15 protein-coding genes are annotated in these 17,638 nt (G+C 67.4%); 3 read left to right on the top strand and 12 right to left on the bottom strand.

Translation table 11 applies throughout. The features are described 5' to 3' along the window. Positions 1-102: 102 nt before the first annotated feature. The 8 genes from A9J21_RS29085 to A9J21_RS29050 form a co-directional block, all read right to left on the bottom strand. On the bottom strand, positions 103-693 hold the full coding sequence (locus tag A9J21_RS29085; protein ID WP_066742214.1) for an alpha/beta hydrolase: 591 nt from the start codon (positions 691-693) through the stop codon (positions 103-105). A gap of 32 nt (positions 694-725) precedes the next feature. After that, the gene (locus A9J21_RS29080) at positions 726-2,048 is read right to left on the bottom strand and encodes an MFS transporter (protein WP_066742211.1); all 1,323 of its coding nucleotides are present in this window, start codon (positions 2,046-2,048) and stop codon (positions 726-728) included. Between the two features lie 206 nt (positions 2,049-2,254). Then, a complete protein-coding gene (locus A9J21_RS29075; RefSeq protein WP_066742208.1) occupies positions 2,255-3,247 on the bottom strand; it encodes a tripartite tricarboxylate transporter substrate binding protein in 993 nt (330 codons plus the stop codon). A gap of 68 nt (positions 3,248-3,315) precedes the next feature. Continuing rightward, the gene (eno, locus tag A9J21_RS29070; protein ID WP_066742206.1) at positions 3,316-4,602 is read right to left on the bottom strand and encodes a phosphopyruvate hydratase; all 1,287 of its coding nucleotides are present in this window, start codon (positions 4,600-4,602) and stop codon (positions 3,316-3,318) included. 27 nt (positions 4,603-4,629) lie between these two features. Further along, positions 4,630-6,048: a pyruvate kinase gene (gene pyk / locus A9J21_RS29065; RefSeq protein WP_066742555.1), complete on the bottom strand. Its 1,419-nt coding sequence runs from the start codon at positions 6,046-6,048 to the stop codon at positions 4,630-4,632. 11 nt (positions 6,049-6,059) lie between these two features. After that, positions 6,060-7,334, bottom strand: a complete 1,275-nt coding sequence (locus A9J21_RS29060) for a glycerate kinase (RefSeq protein WP_066742203.1) — start codon at positions 7,332-7,334, stop codon at positions 6,060-6,062. Between the two features lie 15 nt (positions 7,335-7,349). Continuing rightward, positions 7,350-8,717 (bottom strand): dicarboxylate/amino acid:cation symporter, encoded by a 1,368-nt coding sequence (locus tag A9J21_RS29055; protein ID WP_066742200.1) that lies wholly within the window; start codon positions 8,715-8,717, stop codon positions 7,350-7,352. Positions 8,718-8,929: 212 nt separating this feature from the next. Then, entirely contained in the window at positions 8,930-10,018 is a 1,089-nt protein-coding gene (locus A9J21_RS29050) for a tartrate dehydrogenase (protein ID WP_066742195.1), read from the bottom strand. Between the two features lie 133 nt (positions 10,019-10,151). Here A9J21_RS29050 and A9J21_RS29045 point away from each other — a divergent pair, with 133 nt between their 5' ends. Next, positions 10,152-11,084, top strand: a complete 933-nt coding sequence (locus A9J21_RS29045; RefSeq protein WP_066742192.1) for a LysR family transcriptional regulator — start codon at positions 10,152-10,154, stop codon at positions 11,082-11,084. On the opposite strand, the gene A9J21_RS29040 is transcribed toward A9J21_RS29045, so the two are convergent. The 4 genes from A9J21_RS29040 to A9J21_RS31830 form a co-directional block, all read right to left on the bottom strand. Further along, entirely contained in the window at positions 11,081-11,794 is a 714-nt protein-coding gene (locus A9J21_RS29040; RefSeq protein WP_066742189.1) for a hypothetical protein, read from the bottom strand. The two genes, A9J21_RS29045 and A9J21_RS29040, sit on opposite strands and share 4 nt — an antisense overlap. A 184-nt stretch (positions 11,795-11,978) precedes the next feature. Beyond that, positions 11,979-13,175, bottom strand: a complete 1,197-nt coding sequence (locus tag A9J21_RS29035) for an MFS transporter (protein ID WP_066742186.1) — start codon at positions 13,173-13,175, stop codon at positions 11,979-11,981. A 131-nt stretch (positions 13,176-13,306) separates the two neighbouring features. Continuing rightward, complete coding sequence (locus A9J21_RS29030; protein WP_066742183.1) at positions 13,307-14,242, bottom strand: LysR family transcriptional regulator; 936 nt, start codon at positions 14,240-14,242, stop codon at positions 13,307-13,309. A gap of 32 nt (positions 14,243-14,274) precedes the next feature. After that, positions 14,275-14,427 (bottom strand): hypothetical protein, encoded by a 153-nt coding sequence (locus A9J21_RS31830; protein ID WP_156546329.1) that lies wholly within the window; start codon positions 14,425-14,427, stop codon positions 14,275-14,277. Positions 14,428-14,773: 346 nt separating this feature from the next. Here A9J21_RS31830 and A9J21_RS29025 point away from each other — a divergent pair, with 346 nt between their 5' ends. Together A9J21_RS29025 and A9J21_RS29020 are read left to right on the top strand one after the other, a co-directional pair. After that, the gene (locus A9J21_RS29025) at positions 14,774-17,233 is read left to right on the top strand and encodes an ATP-binding protein (protein WP_066742180.1); all 2,460 of its coding nucleotides are present in this window, start codon (positions 14,774-14,776) and stop codon (positions 17,231-17,233) included. After that, entirely contained in the window at positions 17,196-17,633 is a 438-nt protein-coding gene (locus A9J21_RS29020) for a response regulator (protein WP_066742178.1), read from the top strand. Before A9J21_RS29025 ends, A9J21_RS29020 begins: the two co-directional genes overlap by 38 nt. Positions 17,634-17,638 lie beyond the last annotated feature (5 nt).

The following is a 17,638-nucleotide window of genomic DNA, read 5'->3' as shown; positions in this document are numbered from 1 at the left end:
ACAGTCTCCTTATTACGTCTTGTGTAGTGGGGGTTCCCGTCGGAATGGGGTGCTACGGTGCTGCGAAATATTGTTTTGGCGGCAAGGCCGCCGGTCAGCCGGTCAGTGCGCCAGCCGTGCCAGCAGCGACATGGCTGCGGGCCAGGGGCCGAATCCGGCGGCCGGATTCAGATGGCCTACCTGCCCGAGATCGACCAGCTCGCTGCCCCAGTCCTGCGCCATCACGGCGGCACGTTCGAACGAGGCCAGCGGATCGTTGCGGCTGGCCGCCAGCAACGTCGGGAATGGCAGTGCCTGGCGCGGCATCGGCAACCAGCCGTGCTGGTCGAGCGTGGCAACATCCGGATAGCCCTGCGGCATCGGCGTTTCCAGGTCGGCTGGCGTCGCCAGCAGCGCGCCGAGGATCTTGCCGGCCTGCACGCGGCGGTGCATGTGCCGGGCCCAGTGCACGGTGATCATCACACCGGCGCTGTGCGCGCCAAGCACGACGGGTCCGTCGATGGCGGCGATGGCCTCGTCGAGGGCAACCATGCGTGCGGCGCAGCTGAGCTTGTCGTGTTCCAGCGGCTGCACCGACGCCACTTTCTGGCCCTGGGCCTCCAGTTCGGCCTGCAGCAGGGTCTGCCAGTGGTCGGCTACGTGGTCACGCAGCCCGGGCACCAGCAGTACGGTGATATCGGGGGACAAAAACATCGTTGTATCGCTTGTGTATTCGAGGCGCGGGATCAGGCAGCCGAGCGGGTTTGTGCCAGGCGGTCCAGATCGGCGGTATAGGTGCGGCGGCCGATCAGGAAGCAGATCGCGGCAATCAGGCCCGCGACAGGCATCCACTGCAGGGCGCCCGCCAGGCCGATGTGGTCGGCCATCAGGCCGGTGAAGAACGGACCCGGCGCCAGGCCAAGCAGGTTGTTCACCAGCGTCAGGGTGGCGAACGCGCTGGCGTGGATGCGGGGGTCGGTCAGGTTGGCGACGGCCGCGCTGGCCGGGCCGGCGCTGCCGCCCGCCAGCATCATGCCGCCGGCGATCAGTGCCAGTTGCGCGGTGCCTGCCTGCAGGTGGAACGCGGTGCCAAGCAGCGCAAAGCAGAGCACGCTGTACGTGACGGCCATCAGCCATTTGCGCGCCGGAGCGTGGCGGGCCACGCGATCGGTCAGCGCGCCGCACACGATCATGCCGGCACCGCCCACCAGAACGAAGCCCGCGGCGCCAAGGCCGGCTTGCGCAGTGGCCAGGCCGTAGTAGCGGCCCAGGAAGCTGGGCATCCACGCCAGCAGCGAACCCATCACGAACAGCTGCAGGGCGCTGCCGACGTAGGCGCAGATGATCGATCGCGAGGCCACCAGCGCGCTGCACAGTGCACGCAGCGGCATCGGTCCCAGGCGCGGTTCCTCAACCGGCTGATCATTGAGCGCGTCGCGCTGGACCTTCAGGCGCTCTTCGGTGACCAGCAGGCGGTAGAAGCCAACCATCACCAGGCCAAACAGGGCCATGCTGACAAACGCCACACGCCAGCCGAAGTGCGCCGAGATCACGCCGCCCAGCGCCATGCCAAGCACCGAGCCGAACGCACCGCCGGCGATGAAAGCTGCACTGAGGCTGGCGCGCAGATGGCGCGGAAAGACCGACAGCACCAGCGCGATGCCGACGCTGCCGTAGGCGGCCTCGCCGATGCCCACGAAGAGTCGTGCGACGAACATCTCGCCAAACGAATTGGCGATGGCGCAGCCCAGCGTCGCCAGGCTCCAGAGCGCGGCCATGAGGGTCAGGCTGCGTACGCGGCCCCAGCGGTCAGCCAGGATCGAAAGCGGCAGGGTGAGCACGCCCACCATCAATGCCACCACACCGCCCAGCGCGCCAAGATTGGCGTCGCTGAGCGCCCATTCCGCCTTGAGCAGCGGAAACAACGCGTTGAGTACCTGCCGCGACATATAGTCGGACAGCAGCAGGCCAAAGCTCAGCGCAAAGACCAGCCACGGGTAGTAGCGTGAAGCCCGGGCGCTCGGGGCGCCGGCAAAAATTTGAGGACGTGAAATACGAAGTCCCGACATGAACCGTCTCCTGATATTCTCAACCGCGCCCCGCACAATGCCGGGGGTCGGCTGGCTTGCCGCGGAATGGCCGCGACCCAGCGAAGTATCGGGGAATGACAGCTCACGGTTTGACTTATCGGGACATCCGTTTTGCTTGACGGGACAGTGCGGGAAAACCCGCTTCGGGTTGCTGCGTACGCGCCGCCTGCCCGGCGCGTTCCCGGTTACTCGATCGTCACCTTGCCTTCCTTGACCAGCACGGCGAACTTCGATGTCTCGTCGTTGATGCGCTTCGCAAAGGCGTCAGGCGCGCTCGGCATCGGCTCTGCCCCGGCTGCGGCCATGCGTTGCTGGAAGTCCGGCGAATTCACGATCTTCACGATTTCGGCGTTGAGCCGCGTGACGATGGGCTTGGGCGTTGCCGCCGGCGCCAGCACGCCGAACCAGGTGCCGATATCGAAACCCTTGAGACCGGCTTCTTCCAGCGTGGGCACGTCGGGCAACACGCTGGACCGCTTGGCGGTGGTCACTGCCAGCGCCTTGAGCTTGCCGGCCTTGATATGCGGCAGCGCCGTCGTCAGGGTATCGAACGACATCGTGACCTGTCCGCCCAGCAGGTCGGTGGTCAGCGGGCCACTGCCCTTGTACGGCACATGCAGCAATTGCGTGCCGGTGGCGGCCTGGAACTGCGTGCCGATCAGGTGCTGCGCGGTGCCATTGCCGTTCGAGCCGTACGACAGTTCGGGCGAAGCCTTTTTCGCCAGCGACACCAGCTCGGCCACGTTCTTCGCCGGCGTCTTCGCGCTGTTGATGACCAGCACGTTTGGCACCATGGCAAGCGTCGACACCGGCGCCAGGTCCTTCTGGAAGCTGTACGGCAGCTTGCGATAGACCGAGGTGGCAATCGTGTGATGCACGGCACCCATCAGCAGCGTATAACCGTCCGGCCTGGCCTTCGCCACATAGTCGGCACCCACGGTGGCACCCGCACCGGGCCGGTTCTCGACGATCACCGGCTGGCCGAGATTCTTCGACAACTGGTCGCCCAGCGCGCGGGCCAGGATGTCGGTGGTGCCGCCGGACGGGAACGGCACCACCAGGCTGATCGGCTTGGCGGGCCATTCCTGCGCCATGGCAAGCGATGCGCCGCCAAGGCCGATGGCGCACAGCGACAGGCCCAGAACCCGGCGCATTGTCCGGGGGGTGAAATTACGCATGGTTGTCTCCTCTTCTTGTAGTGGCCGCGAAAATGCGGGTAAAGCGCGTCGTGCGGGTAATGCAGGGATCAGATCGATACGGAGAACGCCTGGCGGCCTGCGAAGGTGGCCGCGCAGCCGAGTTCGGCCTCGATGTAGAGCAACCGGTTGTACTTCGCCACGCGGTCCGAGCGCGACAGCGAGCCGGTCTTGATCTGCGTTGCGGCGGTGCAGACGCTGAGATCGGCAATGGTGGTGTCTTCGGTCTCGCCCGAGCGATGCGAGACCACCGACGCATAGCCGGCGCGGTGGGCCATGTCGATGGCGGCCAGCGTTTCGGTCAGCGTGCCGATCTGGTTCGGCTTGATCAGGATCGCGTTGGCGACGCCGCAGTCGATGCCTTCCTTGAGGATCGCCGTGTTCGTGACGAAGAGGTCGTCGCCCACCAGTTGCACCTGGTTGCCCAGGCGCCCGGTCAGCAGCTTCCAGCCTGCCCAGTCGCCTTCGGCCATGCCGTCCTCGATGGTGACGATCGGATACTGCGAGACCCAGCCGGCCAGCAGGTCGGCAAAGCCGGCCGCGTCGTAACGGCGGTTTTCCGACTGCAGCACGTAGCTGCCGTCGCGGTAGAACTCCGAACTTGCCACGTCCAGGCCCAGCGCAATATCGCGCCCGGCGTAGAAGCCGGCAGCGTCGATGGCCTGCATGATGACTTCGAGCGCTTGCTCGTTCGACTTCAGGTCCGGCGCAAAGCCGCCTTCGTCGCCTACGGCTGTGGAGTACCCGCGCTGCCTGAGCAGCGACTTGAGCGTGTGGAACACCTCGGCGCCCCAGCGCACGGCCTCCGAGAACGACGGCGCGCCCACGGGCAGGATCATGAATTCCTGCATGTCCACGCTGTTGTCGGCATGCGCGCCGCCATTGATGATGTTCATCATCGGCATGGGCAGGCGCAGGTCCTGGTTACCCGTGCCGATGGCCCGGTACAGCGGCACGCCCGCCGATGTGGCCGCCGCGCGCGCCGTGGCAAGCGACACGGCCAGCAGCGCGTTGGCGCCCAGGCGCGATTTGTCGGCGGTGCCATCGAGCCGGATCAGGCACTGGTCGATCTCGGCCTGGTCGGCGGCGGGCATGCCGGCCAGCGTGCGGGCGATATCGACATTGATATGGCCCACGGCGCGGCGCACGCCCTTGCCGGCGTAGCGATGGGGATCGCCATCGCGCAGCTCGATGGCCTCGCGCGAGCCGGTGGAGGCGCCCGATGGTGCAGCCGCGAACCCTTCGCTGCCATCGGCCAGCAGCACCTGCGCCGCCACGGTGGGATTGCCGCGCGAATCGAGCACCTCGTAGCCGCGCACTTCCTGTATCACTGACATGGGATTGGCCTCGTTGCCTGGTTGCCGTTACTGCACCTGCGCGATGCGCAGCAGATTGGTGGTGCCGGCGACCGTGAACGGCAGGCCGGCGGAGATCACGATGGACTGGCCGCGCTCGCCAAAGCGCTCCTTGAGCACGGTGCGGCTGGCCAGCTCGGTCATTTCCAGCACGTCGACCACCTCATGGCACAGCACGGCATGGACACCCCAGGCCAGCGCCAGCCGGCGCGCGGTTGCCACGCGCGGGGTCATGCCGAGGATCGGCACCTCGGGCCGCTCGCGCGCCATGCGCAGCGCGGAATAGCCCGAACTTGTGTAGGCCACCGTGGCCGGCACCTTGAGCAGCCCGGCCACATGGCGCACCGCGTAACCGATGGCGTCGGCCGCTTCGGCGCGCGGTGGCGTGTGCGATGCCTGGATGGCATCGTGATAGAGCGGGTCGGACTCGGTGCGCGTGATGATGCTGTCCATCATCTTCACGGCCTCCACCGGATAGCGCCCCGATGCCGATTCGGCGGAAAGCATCACGGCGTCGGCGCCGTCGTAGACGGCCGTGGCAACGTCAGAGGCCTCGGCGCGCGTCGGCACCGGCGCGGCGATCATCGATTCCAGCATCTGCGTGGCGACGATCACCGGCTTGCCGGCCTTGCGGCAGGCGCGCACGATCTGCTTCTGCAGCGACGGCACCTGTTCGGCGGGCATCTCCACGCCCAGGTCGCCGCGCGCCACCATCACGGCATCGGCCTCGGCAACGATGGCGTCCAGGCTCTGGATGGCAGCGGGTTTCTCGAGCTTGGCGACGATGCCGGCGCGGCCCTGCACGATAGCCTTGATCTCCTGGATGTCCTCGGCGCGCTGCACGAACGACAGCGCAATCCAGTCCACCCCGAGGGTCAGCCCAAAATCGAGATCGCGGCGATCCTTCTCGGTCATTGCCGATAGCGGCAGCACCACGCCGGGCACATTGACCCCCTTGCGGTCGGACAGCGCGCCGCCGTTGATGACCGTGGTCTCCGCAAACTCGGCGCCGCACCGATCCACGCGCAGCCGGACCTTGCCATCGTCGAGCAGCAGTTCCGCACCTTCGCGCAGGGCCGCGAAAATCTCGGGGTGCGGCAGGCTGACGCGCGCGGCCGATCCCGGCGTGTCGCGGTCCAGGTCGAGCCGGAACGATGCCTGTGCCGCCAGCTGGACGGGGCCGTCGGCAAACGTGCCGATGCGCAGCTTGGGGCCTTGCAGGTCCAGCAGCACGCCGATGGGGCGGCCGCGCTGCTGTTCGATGGCGCGGATCGTGTCCAGCCGCTGCTGGTGGTCGTCGTGACTGCCGTGGCTGAAGTTCAGGCGGAAGACATCGGCGCCGGCTTCGAACAGGGCGTCGATGATCTCGGGCGACGTGCTGGCGGGACCCAGCGTGGCCACGATCTTCGCGTTGCGAAGGCGTCTCATGAGTTGCTCCATCAGGGCGCGATCAGGATCGCGCGGAAATCGTTGACGTTGGTGAGGGTGGGGCCGGTGATGACGGCGTCGCCCAGTGCTGCGAAGAAACCGTGCCCGTCGTTATTGGCGAGCGCGTCCTGCGGCCGGATGCCGAGGGCCCATGCGCGCCGCAGCGTGTCGGGGCTGATGACGGCGCCGGCAATCTCTTCCTGGCCGTCGACGCCATCGGTGTCGCCGGCCAGCGCATGGATGCCGGCGTGGCCGCGCAGCGTCATGGCAAGGGCCAGCAGGAACTCGACATTGCGGCCGCCGCGCCCGTTGCCGCGTACGGTGACCGTGGTTTCGCCGCCGGACAGCAGCACGCAGGGCGTGGAAAACAGCCGGTGGTCGGCGGCCTCCAGGGCGATGCCGCCAAGCACCAGGCCCACGTCGCGCGCCTCGCCTTCGATGGCGTCGCCAAGCAGATGCACGGCAAGCCCGGCTTCGCGCGCCACCGCCGCGGCGGCTTCCAGCGCCATGCGCGGCGTGGCGATCAGCGTGGTGTCGATGCGCGGCAGGCGGGGGTCGCCGGGTTTGATGGCTTCGGCGGCCTCGGAATCCAGTACGCGCAGGACATGTGCCGGCACATCCAGGCCATAGCGGCGGATGATGTCCAGCGCATCGTGCCGCGTGGTGGGATCGGCCACCGTCGGCCCCGACGCAATATCGATCGGGTCGTCGCCCGGCACATCGGACAGCAGCAGGTTGCAGATGCGCGCCGGATGGCATGCCGCCGCCAGGCGGCCGCCCTTGATGGCCGACAGATGCCGGCGCACGCAGTTCATCTCGGTGATGGTGGCGCCGGACTTCAGCAGCGCGCGATTGATGGCCTGCTTGTCTTCGAGCGACACGCCGGCCAGCGGCAGCGGCAGCAGCGATGATCCGCCGCCCGAGATCAGGCTGACCACGAGGTCATCTTCGGTCAGCCCCGAGACCAGTTCCAGCATGCGGCGTGCAGCCTCGTGCCCGGCGGTGTCGGGCACCGGATGCGCCGCTTCGACAATCTCGATGCGCTGGCACGGCACCGCGTAGCCGTAGCGCGTGACCACCAGCCCTTCGAGCGGCCCGGGCCAGGCGGCCTCGAAGGCCTGGGCCATTGCGGCGGATGCCTTGCCGGCACCGATCACGATGGTGCGGCCCCTGGGCGATTGCGGCGGTTCCGGCAGATAGCGGGCCAGCGTGAGCGACGGTTGCGCGGCGGCGATGGCGGCATCGAACATGCGGCGCAGCAGCGCACGGGCCTGTGAGGTTTCCATGGCGATGTCGTCCTGTCAGTGCATCAGGCCGGCGTGGGCATCGGCGGCGCGGGTCAGGTGCGTGCCGATCGATGGGGCCGGCGCGGAAACCGGGGCCGGATCGGCCAGCACTTCGGGGTCGTCCTGCAGCTTGCCGTCGAGCGCGGCTTCCAGCCGCTGCTGGTCGATGGCGCCAACCCAGCGCGCAATTGCCAGCGTGCCCACGGCGTTGCCGATCGTGTTGGTGATGGCGCGGGCCTCGGACATGAAGCGGTCAACGCCCAGCAGCAGCACCATGCCGGCCACCGGAATCTTGCCCATCGACGCCAGCGTGGCGGCCAGCGTGATGAAGCCGGAGCCGGTCACGCCAGCCGACCCCTTCGAGGTCAGCAACAGCACGCCCAGTACCACGATCTGGTCGGTCAGCGTCAGCGGGGTGTTGGTGGCCTGGGCGATGAAGATGGCCGCCATCGTGTAGTAGATGCACTGGCCGTCGGGGTTGAACGTGAGGCCGGACGGCACCACCAGGCCTACCACCGGCTTCGACACGCCTGCGTTCTCGAGCTTGCGCATCAACTGCGGCACCACCGATTCCGACGAGCTGGTGCCAAGCACCGTGAACAGTTCGTCGCGGATATAGCGCAGGAATTTCCAGAGGCTGAAGCCCGCCATGCGCGCCACGCCGCCAAGCACGATGACCACGAACAACAGGCACGTGAGGTACATGGTGCCCATCAGCTTGCCCAGGGACACCACCGAGCCCAGGCCGTACTTGCCAACCGTGAAGGCCATGGCCCCGAAGGCCGCCAGCGGCGCCAGGCGCATGATCATGCCGACCACCGAGAAGATGCCGTGCGTGATCGAGTCGAGGAAGTCGACCACGGGCCGGGCACGCGGCCCGATATGCGACAGCGCGATGCCGAACAGCGTGGCGAAGACCAGGATCTGGAGGATGTCGTTGCGGGCCAGCGCATCGATGACGCTGGTGGGCACCATGTTCATCAGGAAGTCGATGAACGAATGGGGCTTTTCGGCAGCATGGGTGTAGGCGGCGATGGCCTTGGCGTCGAGGTGCGCGGGGTCGACGTTCATGCCCGCACCCGGTTGCACCACGTTCACGACGATCAGGCCAAGGGCCAGGGCGAACGTGGAAAGCACTTCGAAATAGAGCAGGGCGCGCACGCCGACGCGGCCCAGTTCCTTCATGTTCTCCATGCGCGCGATGCCCAGCACCACGGTGGCGAAGATGATCGGCGCGAAGACCATCTTGATGAGCTTGATGAACACGTCGCCGAATGGCTTGAGGCTGCTGCCGAAGTCCGGGTAGAACACGCCGAGCGCAATGCCGGCCGATACGCCGAGCAATACCTGCACATACAGCTTGCCCAATAGCCTTTGAATCATGGCTGTCTCCTGCTGATTCGAGGTGATTCGCCTGCGGTCGGGGCTCTGGTGGCCGTGTCTGGGACCGCAAGTTCTGGGGGCGTCGGGTTTCCCTCTCCCGCCTGCGGGAGAAGGTCAGGGGAGAGGGCAAGCCTCTCGAGACGCTACGGTGGCTGTCAAAGGGCCACACCCCCCGGCCCCTCTCCCGCAATCAGGAGAGGGGAGTCGGACAGTCAGGCGGCCTTGGCCTGCTTGTTGTCGGCCAGGAAGTCGCACACGGCCTTGGTGACGTCGACGGTCTTCGCCTTGCCGCCCAGGTCGCCCGTATGCAGGGCCGGGTTGGCCGTGACGGCCTCGATGGCGGCCATCACGCGCTGTGCGGCTTCGTTCTCGCCAAGGTGTTCCAGCAGCATGACGACCGACCAGAAGGTGCCCACCGGGTTGGCGAGGCCCTTGCCCATGATGTCGAAGGCGGAGCCGTGGATCGGCTCGAACATCGACGGATAGCGGCGTTCCGGGTCGATATTGCCGGTCGGGGCGATGCCCAGGCTGCCGGCCAGCGCGGCGGCCAGGTCGCTCAGGATGTCGGCGTGCAGGTTGGTGGCGACGATGGTGTCCAGCGTCTTCGGACGGTTCACCATGCGCGCGGTGGCGGCATCGACCAGTTCCTTGTCCCACGTGACATCGGGGAAGTCCTTCGCCACCTGCACGGCCACCTCGTCCCACATCACCATGGCATGGCGCTGGGCGTTGGACTTGGTAATGACGGTCAGCAGCTTGCGCGGCCGCGACTGTGCCAGCCTGAAGGCAAAGCGCAGGATGCGCTCCACGCCCACGCGGGTCATCATCGACACATCGGTGGCGGCCTCGATCGGATGGCCCTGGTGCACGCGGCCGCCCACGCCCGAGTATTCGCCCTCGGAGTTCTCGCGAACGATCACCCAGTTCAGGTCTTCGGGCGCGCAGCGCTTGAGCGGGCCATCGATGCCGGGCAGGATGCGCGTCGGGCGCACGTTGGCGTACTGGTCGAAGCCCTGGCAGATCTTCAGGCGCAGGCCCCAGAGCGTGATGTGGTCGGGAATCTGGTTGTCGCCGGCCGAGCCGAACAGGATCGCGTCCTTGTCGCGCAGCGCGTCGAGGCCGTCGGCGGGCATCATCACGCCGTGCTGGCGGTAGTAGTCGCCGCCCCAGTCGAAGTTCTGGAACTCGAAGCGGAAGCCGGCGCCGGTGGCCGCCAGGGCCTCCATGACTTCACGGCCCGCGGGTACCACTTCCTTGCCAATGCCGTCGCCCGGGATGGTTGCGATCTTGTAGGTCTTCATCTTTCGTCTCCTGTCTGGTCTGGGAATCTGCTTCACCGCTGCGTTGAGCGTTGGACGGATTCTGGACGGTGGACGAAGTTTTGGATCGGCACTAAAGTTAAACCATTCTTAACTTTCAGGTTAAAGGTGCGGGATGGCCTCCAATAGCGCGATCCAGCCGGCGGAGCTGGGTTTCTTTACGGCCCTGGCTACGGCGGGCAGTCTCAGCGCGGCGGCGCGGGATCTGGGCATCACCACGGCGGCGGTCAGCAAGCGGCTGGGACAGATGGAAACCCGCATCGGCATGCCGCTGGTCACGCGCACCACGCGGCGTATGAGCCTGACCCCCGAAGGCGAGGTCCTGCTGGAACATGCGCGCCGCATCCTGGGCGAACTGGATGATCTGGAACAGTTGCTGACCAGCGCCCGGGGCCGGCCCAGCGGGCTGCTGCGCGTCAATGCGACGCTGGGCTTCGGCCGCATGCATGTGGCGCCGGTGATTTCCGAGTACAGCCGCATGTACCCGGACGTGGATGTCCAGCTGCAGCTGTCGGCCGATCCGCCGCCGCTGACCGAGGATGCCTTCGATGTCTGCGTGCGTTTTGGCGAGCCGCCCGATGCGCGCATCGTGGCACGGCTGCTGGCACCGAACCGCCGCCTGCTGTGTGCGTCGCCACGCTATCTGCGCGAGCACGGCACGCCGCAGACGCCGGGCGATCTGCCGCGCCACAACTGCATCGGCATCCGGCAGGGCAGCGACGCCTACGGGGTATGGCGGCTGGCGCCGGTCAAGGGAGCCAAGGTGCGCACCGAATCGGTCCACGTACGGGGCAACCTGACGACCAACGACGGCGAGATCGCCGTGAACTGGGCGCTGGAGGGACACGGCATCGTGCTGCGCGCCGAATGGGATGTCGACCGATACCTGCGCAGCGGCCGGCTGGTACAGGTGCTGCCGCAGTTTGCGACGCCCGAGGCCAATATCTACGCCGTGTACCAGCAGCGACACCAGTTGTCGTCGCGAATCCGGCTGTTCGTGGATTTCCTGGCGAAGAAGTTCAGCGCCTTCGGCCGCGACGCCGGTTAACTGGGCGCGGCGGCCACGGCAGCCAGGGCGGACGCGCGGTGGATCTGCCTGTCGGCCTCGTGCGTCCACAGGGTGAAGGCGTCGAACACCCGGTCCACCAGGGCCACGCAGTGCCGGCGCTGCGCGTCTGACAGCGCGATGGCAGCCAGCGACCAATGATCGGCGTGCTGCATATGGCCTGATTCGAGCGCGAAGTGATAGGCCCCAAGGTAGCGCAGCTCGGCGCCCAGGCGGGCCTGTAGCGCGTCGGCCAGCGGCGTCGTGAGCGAGAACAGGACATTGCCGGTTTCCTCGATGGCTTCGATCACGGCCAGGCGCTCGGGGCCGTGGGCATCGGTCACGATGGCGCACAGGTCGTACATCAGGACGCGGCTGCGGCAGGTGTCGTCGCTCCAGATCTCGCGCAGCGCATCGGTAGTGGTGGTGACGCGATCCCAGCCCAGAGTCTCGAAATCCTCCAGATACCACGGCCAGTGATGGTCGTCCTCGAAGGTGTGCAGGTTGACCTGTTCCTGCCAGACGTCGCACGGCGGCTCGCTGCGCAGCACGTGGCGGTTGAGGTCGCCAAAGGCCATGACGAAGAACGCAAAGCCGCGCATGAAGCTGAGCCGGATCTGCGGCGGCAGGCCTTCGTCGCGCATATGCGCGAACAGCGGCAAGTCTGCGTACGCCAGCTTTCTGCGCATGATGTGGGCAAGCACGGCTTTCATCGGCACACCCCTTGACGCGGTCAACGCGTAACAGGCCGGAACGGCATCGCGCTGGATTCTATGAAACGGCCGCCCAAAGTTCAATTGAGGCCTGATGCACTGCAAAGCCTCTGTCTGCGCAGGTGCTGATGGCGCTGCGCCCCTCGCCCGCTTGCGCGGGGAGGGGCGCCGGTGGCTGTTGCGATCAGCGACGCGAGGCCATCGCCAGTGCGCCCAGCGCCACGAGCGCCAGCCCGCTGCCCGCCACCACCACGCCCTGCCAACCCGCATGCGTGTACAGCGCGCTGGCGATGGCCGAACCCGCCGCGCCGCCGGCGAAGATCGCAGTCATGTACAGCGCGTTCAGGCGGGCCCGGCTATGGGCGTCGAGCGCATAGACCGCGCGCTGGCCCAGCACCATGTTCATCTGCACCGCGAAGTCGAGCACGATGCCGGTCAGTGCCAGGCCGTACAGGCCGGCATGGCCGTGGATCAGGCCCGGCAGGAACGCCAGCGCGGCAACGATCATGGCGGCGAACGATGCCACGCGGGTGTGTCCGGCATCGGCCAGTCGCCCGGCGATGGGTGCGGCCACGGCACCCAGCGCGCCCACCAGCGCAAACAGGCCGATCTGCGATTGCGACAGCCCATAGCGCGCGGCCAGCTCCAGCGGCGCGGCGGTCCAGAACAGGCTGAACGCGGCAAACAGCAGGCCCTGCAGCAGCGCGCGCTGGCGCAGCACCGCAAAGCGCGTGAACAGATGCCACAGCGAGGCCAGCAGGCTGGCGTAGCTGGCGCGGTGCTGCGGCTCGCGGCGCGGCAACGTCATCGCGATGATGACCACGGTAGCCAGCGTCATGGCGGCGGCGATGAAGAACACCGCGCGCCAGCCGAACCACTGCGCCGCCATGCTCGACAACGGCCGCGACAGCAGGATGCCCGACAGCAGGCCGCCCATGATCGTGCCGACGGTACGGCCGCGCAGCGCCTCGGGCGCCAGGTGTGCCGCGAGCGGAATCAGGATCTGCACGCTGACCGAACTCAGGCCCAGCAGCAGCGACACCAGCAGGAACACGCCTGGCTGTGACGACAGCGCGGCGCCTACCAGGCTTGCTGCCGCGGCGACGCCGCTGACCATCAGGAGCCGGCGGTTTTCGAGCAGGTCGGCCAGCGGCACCAGGAAAAACAGGCCGATGGCATAGCCGATCTGGGTCAGCGACACGATCACGCTGGCGCTCTGCGCGGACAGGCCCACCGCCGGAGCGATCAGTTCGATGATCGGCTGGGCGTAGTACAGGTTGGCGACAAGCACGCCTGCGCAGAGCGAAAACAGCGCAACCAGCGTGCCGGACATGGGGGCGGCGCTGGAGGCGCCGGCGTTGGGGGAGGTTTGGGCTTGCATGGCTCTGGAATGGAGATCGGGTTGCGATGTCCAGAGCGTAGGCGCGCGAAGGCGTTGCGGGAATCACAAAGTGGCGCAACTCAGCGTTGCGCCACGTGCAAAGCGTGCCAAATTGAAATCCGTCGGCGAAATCAGTCGCGCCGGCCAGTCGGGCCCGGCAGCGAGGCCAGGAAATCCAGGAAGGCCGCAATGCGGCGCGAGCCGCGCTGGTTCGGCAGGTAAAGCGCGGTGACCACCGAATTCGACTGGTTCGGCGTGACGGACCAGTCGTCGAACAGCACTGTCAGCCGGGCGGCCGCGATATCGGCATCGACCAGCCAGTCCGGCAGCAGGGCCACGCCGCCGCCAGCCAGCGCCATGTCGCGCAACACCTCGATATTGTTGCTGCGGTAGGGGCCGCTGACCGGCACGCTGATCGGCTCGCTGCCCTCACGGCCGTCACCGGCGTCCGGGCGGAACCGCCAGGCCTGGTCGCGGGAGCCGAAGCTGAAGCGCAGGCAGCGATGGTTCACCAGGTCGGCCGGCTCGGCGGGTGTGCCGTGCCGGTCGAGATAGCCGGTGCTGGCGACGACCAGCCGGCGGAAGCGGCCAATCTCGCGCGCGATCACGTTGTCGTAGGCTGCCGCGCTGCCAAGCCGCACGGAGACGTCCACGCGGGCGCCGAGCAGGTCGACGATGCTGTCGGTCAGTTCGACATCGAGTTCGAGTTGCGGAAAACGGGCCAGCCAGTCGCCCAGATGGGGTGAAATGCAGCAGCGCCCGAACGCCACCGGCAGCGATACCCGCAGTTGCCCCACCGGCTGGTCGCCATGGTCGGCAATCGAGGCATCGGCCTCGGCCACGGCTTCGAGGATCTGGCGCGCCTGCTGGTAGTAGCTGGCGCCGGCCTCGGTCACCGTGACCTGCCGCGTGGACCGGTTGAGCAGCACCGTGCCCAGCGATGCCTCCAGGCCGTCCAGCGTGCGCGTGACCGACGAAGTGGCCAGGTTCATGCGTCGCGCGGCGGCCGAGAAGCCCCTCGCATCGACGGTCTCGACGTACATTTTCAGGGCGAGCAGCTTGTCCATTTGGGGGGCGGGAGGAAGGGGCGGGTGGCCGGTCAGCCCCGATGTTCCATGATCGCGTTCGGCAGATCCTGGTAGATGCCTTTGCTGGCGGAAGACTCGGCGGCGTCGGATGCCGCGGGATCGCCGCCGTGCAGCGCTGCGGCGGACGGGTCGGGATCCGCGGTTTTTTTGCGTCGGGTTGCCATTTCGGGGACGTTATCCCGCTGCAGGTGCAGCGAGTGAGGAGAAAAGTCACCCGTATCGTACACAAAAAATGGCGACGCACCGCGCCACTGGCGCCGGGCCGGGGCCCCTGGGGGCTACGCGTTCAGTGAGTAACGCGACAGCATCCCGGCGTAGGCCTTGGGTAACGGACACGCCCAGTCCCCCCGCTTGCGGGTAGCCAGGCGGACCAAGGCCAGCGCCGCGCACCGCCGGCGGCGCTTGCAGTTTTTACCTATGGCGCGCCAATGTGCTGTCAATTCCGCACAAAGCAAGCGACGGCCCCGTTGCTGTGCCACAATCGGCGCCATGCCTCATGGCGGAGCAAGCATGGTTCACCACCCCACATCCACGGCTGCGACACCGGCCGGGGATTGCGCCAAAGAAGCGATTCATATTCCCGGCGGCATCCAGCCGCACGGCTTCCTGGTCAGCGTCGACGACGCGGGACACGTCGTGCAGGCCAGCGCGAACACGGCGCTGCTGGCCGGCAAGGCGTTGGGCGAAGCCGATCAGTTGCTGGGCCTGCCATTGGCGGCGCTGGTCGGTGACGGTGCCGCGCTGGCGCTCGATGCGCTGGCGACACTGAAGGGCGACGGCATGCCGCTCTATGCCGGCTCGGTGCCGGACCCGCGCAGCCTGCGCGACGGCGCGGCGGCCGGGCTGTATTCGCCGCTGGCGATCGTCGTCCATATCTGGCAGGGCGCGCGCATCGTCGAATTCGAGCCCGCGCGCGGCACCGCAGATGTTTTCGCTTCGATCTATCCGCTGGTCAGGACCTTTATCAACAGCCTGCAGGACGTGGACAACGTTCAGGGGCTGGCGCGCCTGGCGGCCGAGGAAGTGCATCGCATCACCGGTTTCGGCCGCACCATGGTGTACGCGTTCGATGACGAGGGGCACGGCCACGTGCTGGCCGAGTCGATGGATGCCGGCTACGCCAGCTACCTTGGGCAGCGGTTCCCGGCGACAGACATTCCCCCGCAGGCGCGCGCGCTGTACGTGCGCAACCGTATCCGCCTGATCGCCGATGCCGACTACGCAGCAGCGCCGCTGGTGCCGGCATTGCATCCCGCCACGGGCCAGCCCACCGATCTGACCTATGCATCGCTGCGCAGCATTTCGCCGGTGCATGTGCAGTACATGAAGAACATGGGCACGTGGGCATCGATGTCGATGTCGATCGTCGTGCGCGGCCGGCTATGGGGCCTGATTTCCTGCCATCACGCCACGGCGCGCGTGCCGTCGTTCGAGGTGCGCACCGCGTGCGAGCACATTGCGCAGGTATTGTCGCTGCAGGTGGAGGCCAAGGAGGACCACGCCGAGGCCAGCCACCGGCTGGCGCTGCGTCGCCGCCAGACCGGCCTGCTGGCGTCGATGGCCAATACAGACGATTTCATCGAGGCCCTCGCGGGCGATGCCGACGACCTGCTGGCGCTGGTGGGGGCCACGGGGGCGGCGGCAGTGTTCGAAGGACGCATCGTCCGGATCGGCGACGCCCCGGCCGACGACGTCATCGAACGTCTGCTGGCGTGGCTCGACACACGTGGCGATGACGTCCATGCCACCGACAACCTGGCCGCGGAATGGACCGATGCCGCCGCGCAGGGCGTGGGGCCGGAGGCGGCCGGCATGCTGGTGGTGCCGCTGTCGCGCCTGTTTCGCAACTATGTGATCTGGTTCCGGGCCGAGGTGGTGCGCACCATCCGCTGGGCCGGTGACCCGCGCGCCAAGCTGGCGGGGCTGTCGGCGTCGCTGTCGCCGCGCGAGAGCTTCGAGGTCTGGACGCAGACGGTGCGCGGCCGGTGCGATCCATGGCGGGCGGCCGAGCTGGAGATTGCCACGGAGTTTCGCGGCGCGTTGCTGGGTATCGTGTTGCGGCGCGCCGAGGAACTGGCGCACCTGGCGCTGGAGCTGGGACGCGTCAACCGCGAACTCGAAGGCTTCTCGTATTCGGTGTCGCACGACCTGCGTGCGCCGCTGCGCCATATCGTCGGGTTTGCCGATCTGCTGCGCGAGATGGAGCAGAGCCGGCTGTCGGATCGTGGCCGCCATTTTGTCGAGCGCATCATTGCGCAGGCCCGTTTCGGCGGCAAGCTCGTGGACGACCTGCTGGCGTTCTCGCAGATGGGCCGTGCCGCGCTGCGTCCGCAACGGGTGGATCTGCGGGCGCTGGCCGAGCGCCTGCTGGCCGAGGAATCGAAAGATCTTGGCACGCGGCGCCTGGAATTCAAGGTGGGTGCGCTGGGCGAGGTCACGGCTGACCCGGTGCTGATGGATGTGGTGCTGCGAAACCTGGTTGCCAACGCCATAAAATTCACAGGCACGCGTGGCGCCGATGCGGAGGGGCCGGCCGGGATGGTCGAGGTGGGGACGATGGCCGGCGACAAGGAATTCGAAGGCCAGGATCTGTTCTTCGTGCGCGACAATGGCGTAGGCTTCGACATGCGCTATGCCGACAAGCTGTTCGGGGTGTTCCAGCGCCTGCACCGCGTGGAGGAGTTTCCCGGCACCGGCATCGGGCTGGCAAGCGTGCGGCGCATTGTCGAGCGTCATGGCGGCAAGGCGTGGGCGGAAGGCGAGATCGATCGCGGGGCCACGATCTGGTTTTCGCTGCCGCGCGAATTCGTGCCCGAGGGCACGGCCGGCGTCAATGAAACGGCCGCGGAGGCGGCAGCCCGGCTGGCGGCCGTGTCGTCGGGCCAGCCTTACCGGCCGGTGTTGAAAGATGCAAGAAACCTGGAGAACGAGCGTGCTGAGGCCGATCCTGCTGGTGGAAGACAATCCTGACGACATCGAGCTGACACTGATCGCGCTGCAGAAGTCCCGCCTTGCCAACCCGGTGGTGTCGGTGCGCGACGGGGCCGAGGCACTCGACTTCCTGCGCCGCGAAGGCGCCTATGCGAGCCGGCCGGAAGAGAATCCGGCCGTGATCCTGCTGGACAAGAAGCTGCCGAAGGTGGATGGGCACGAAGTGTTGCGCGAGGTGCGTGCCGATGAACGGCTGCGCCGCGTGCCGGTGGTGATGCTGACATCGTCGCGCGAGGAACGCGACCTGCTCAGGAGCTACGATCTGGGCGTGAATGCCTATGTGGTGAAGCCGGTCGAGTTCGACGATTTCATGGACGCCATCAACGACCTGGGCGTGTTCTGGGCGGTGCTGAACGAACCGCCCCCGTATTCGCGCTAGCTGCG

Origin of the sequence: Cupriavidus sp. D384 (assembly GCF_001652915.1) — a bacterium.
Taxonomy (GTDB): Bacteria; Pseudomonadota; Gammaproteobacteria; order Burkholderiales; family Burkholderiaceae; genus Cupriavidus.
This window is presented reverse-complemented; position numbering and strand designations above follow the sequence as displayed.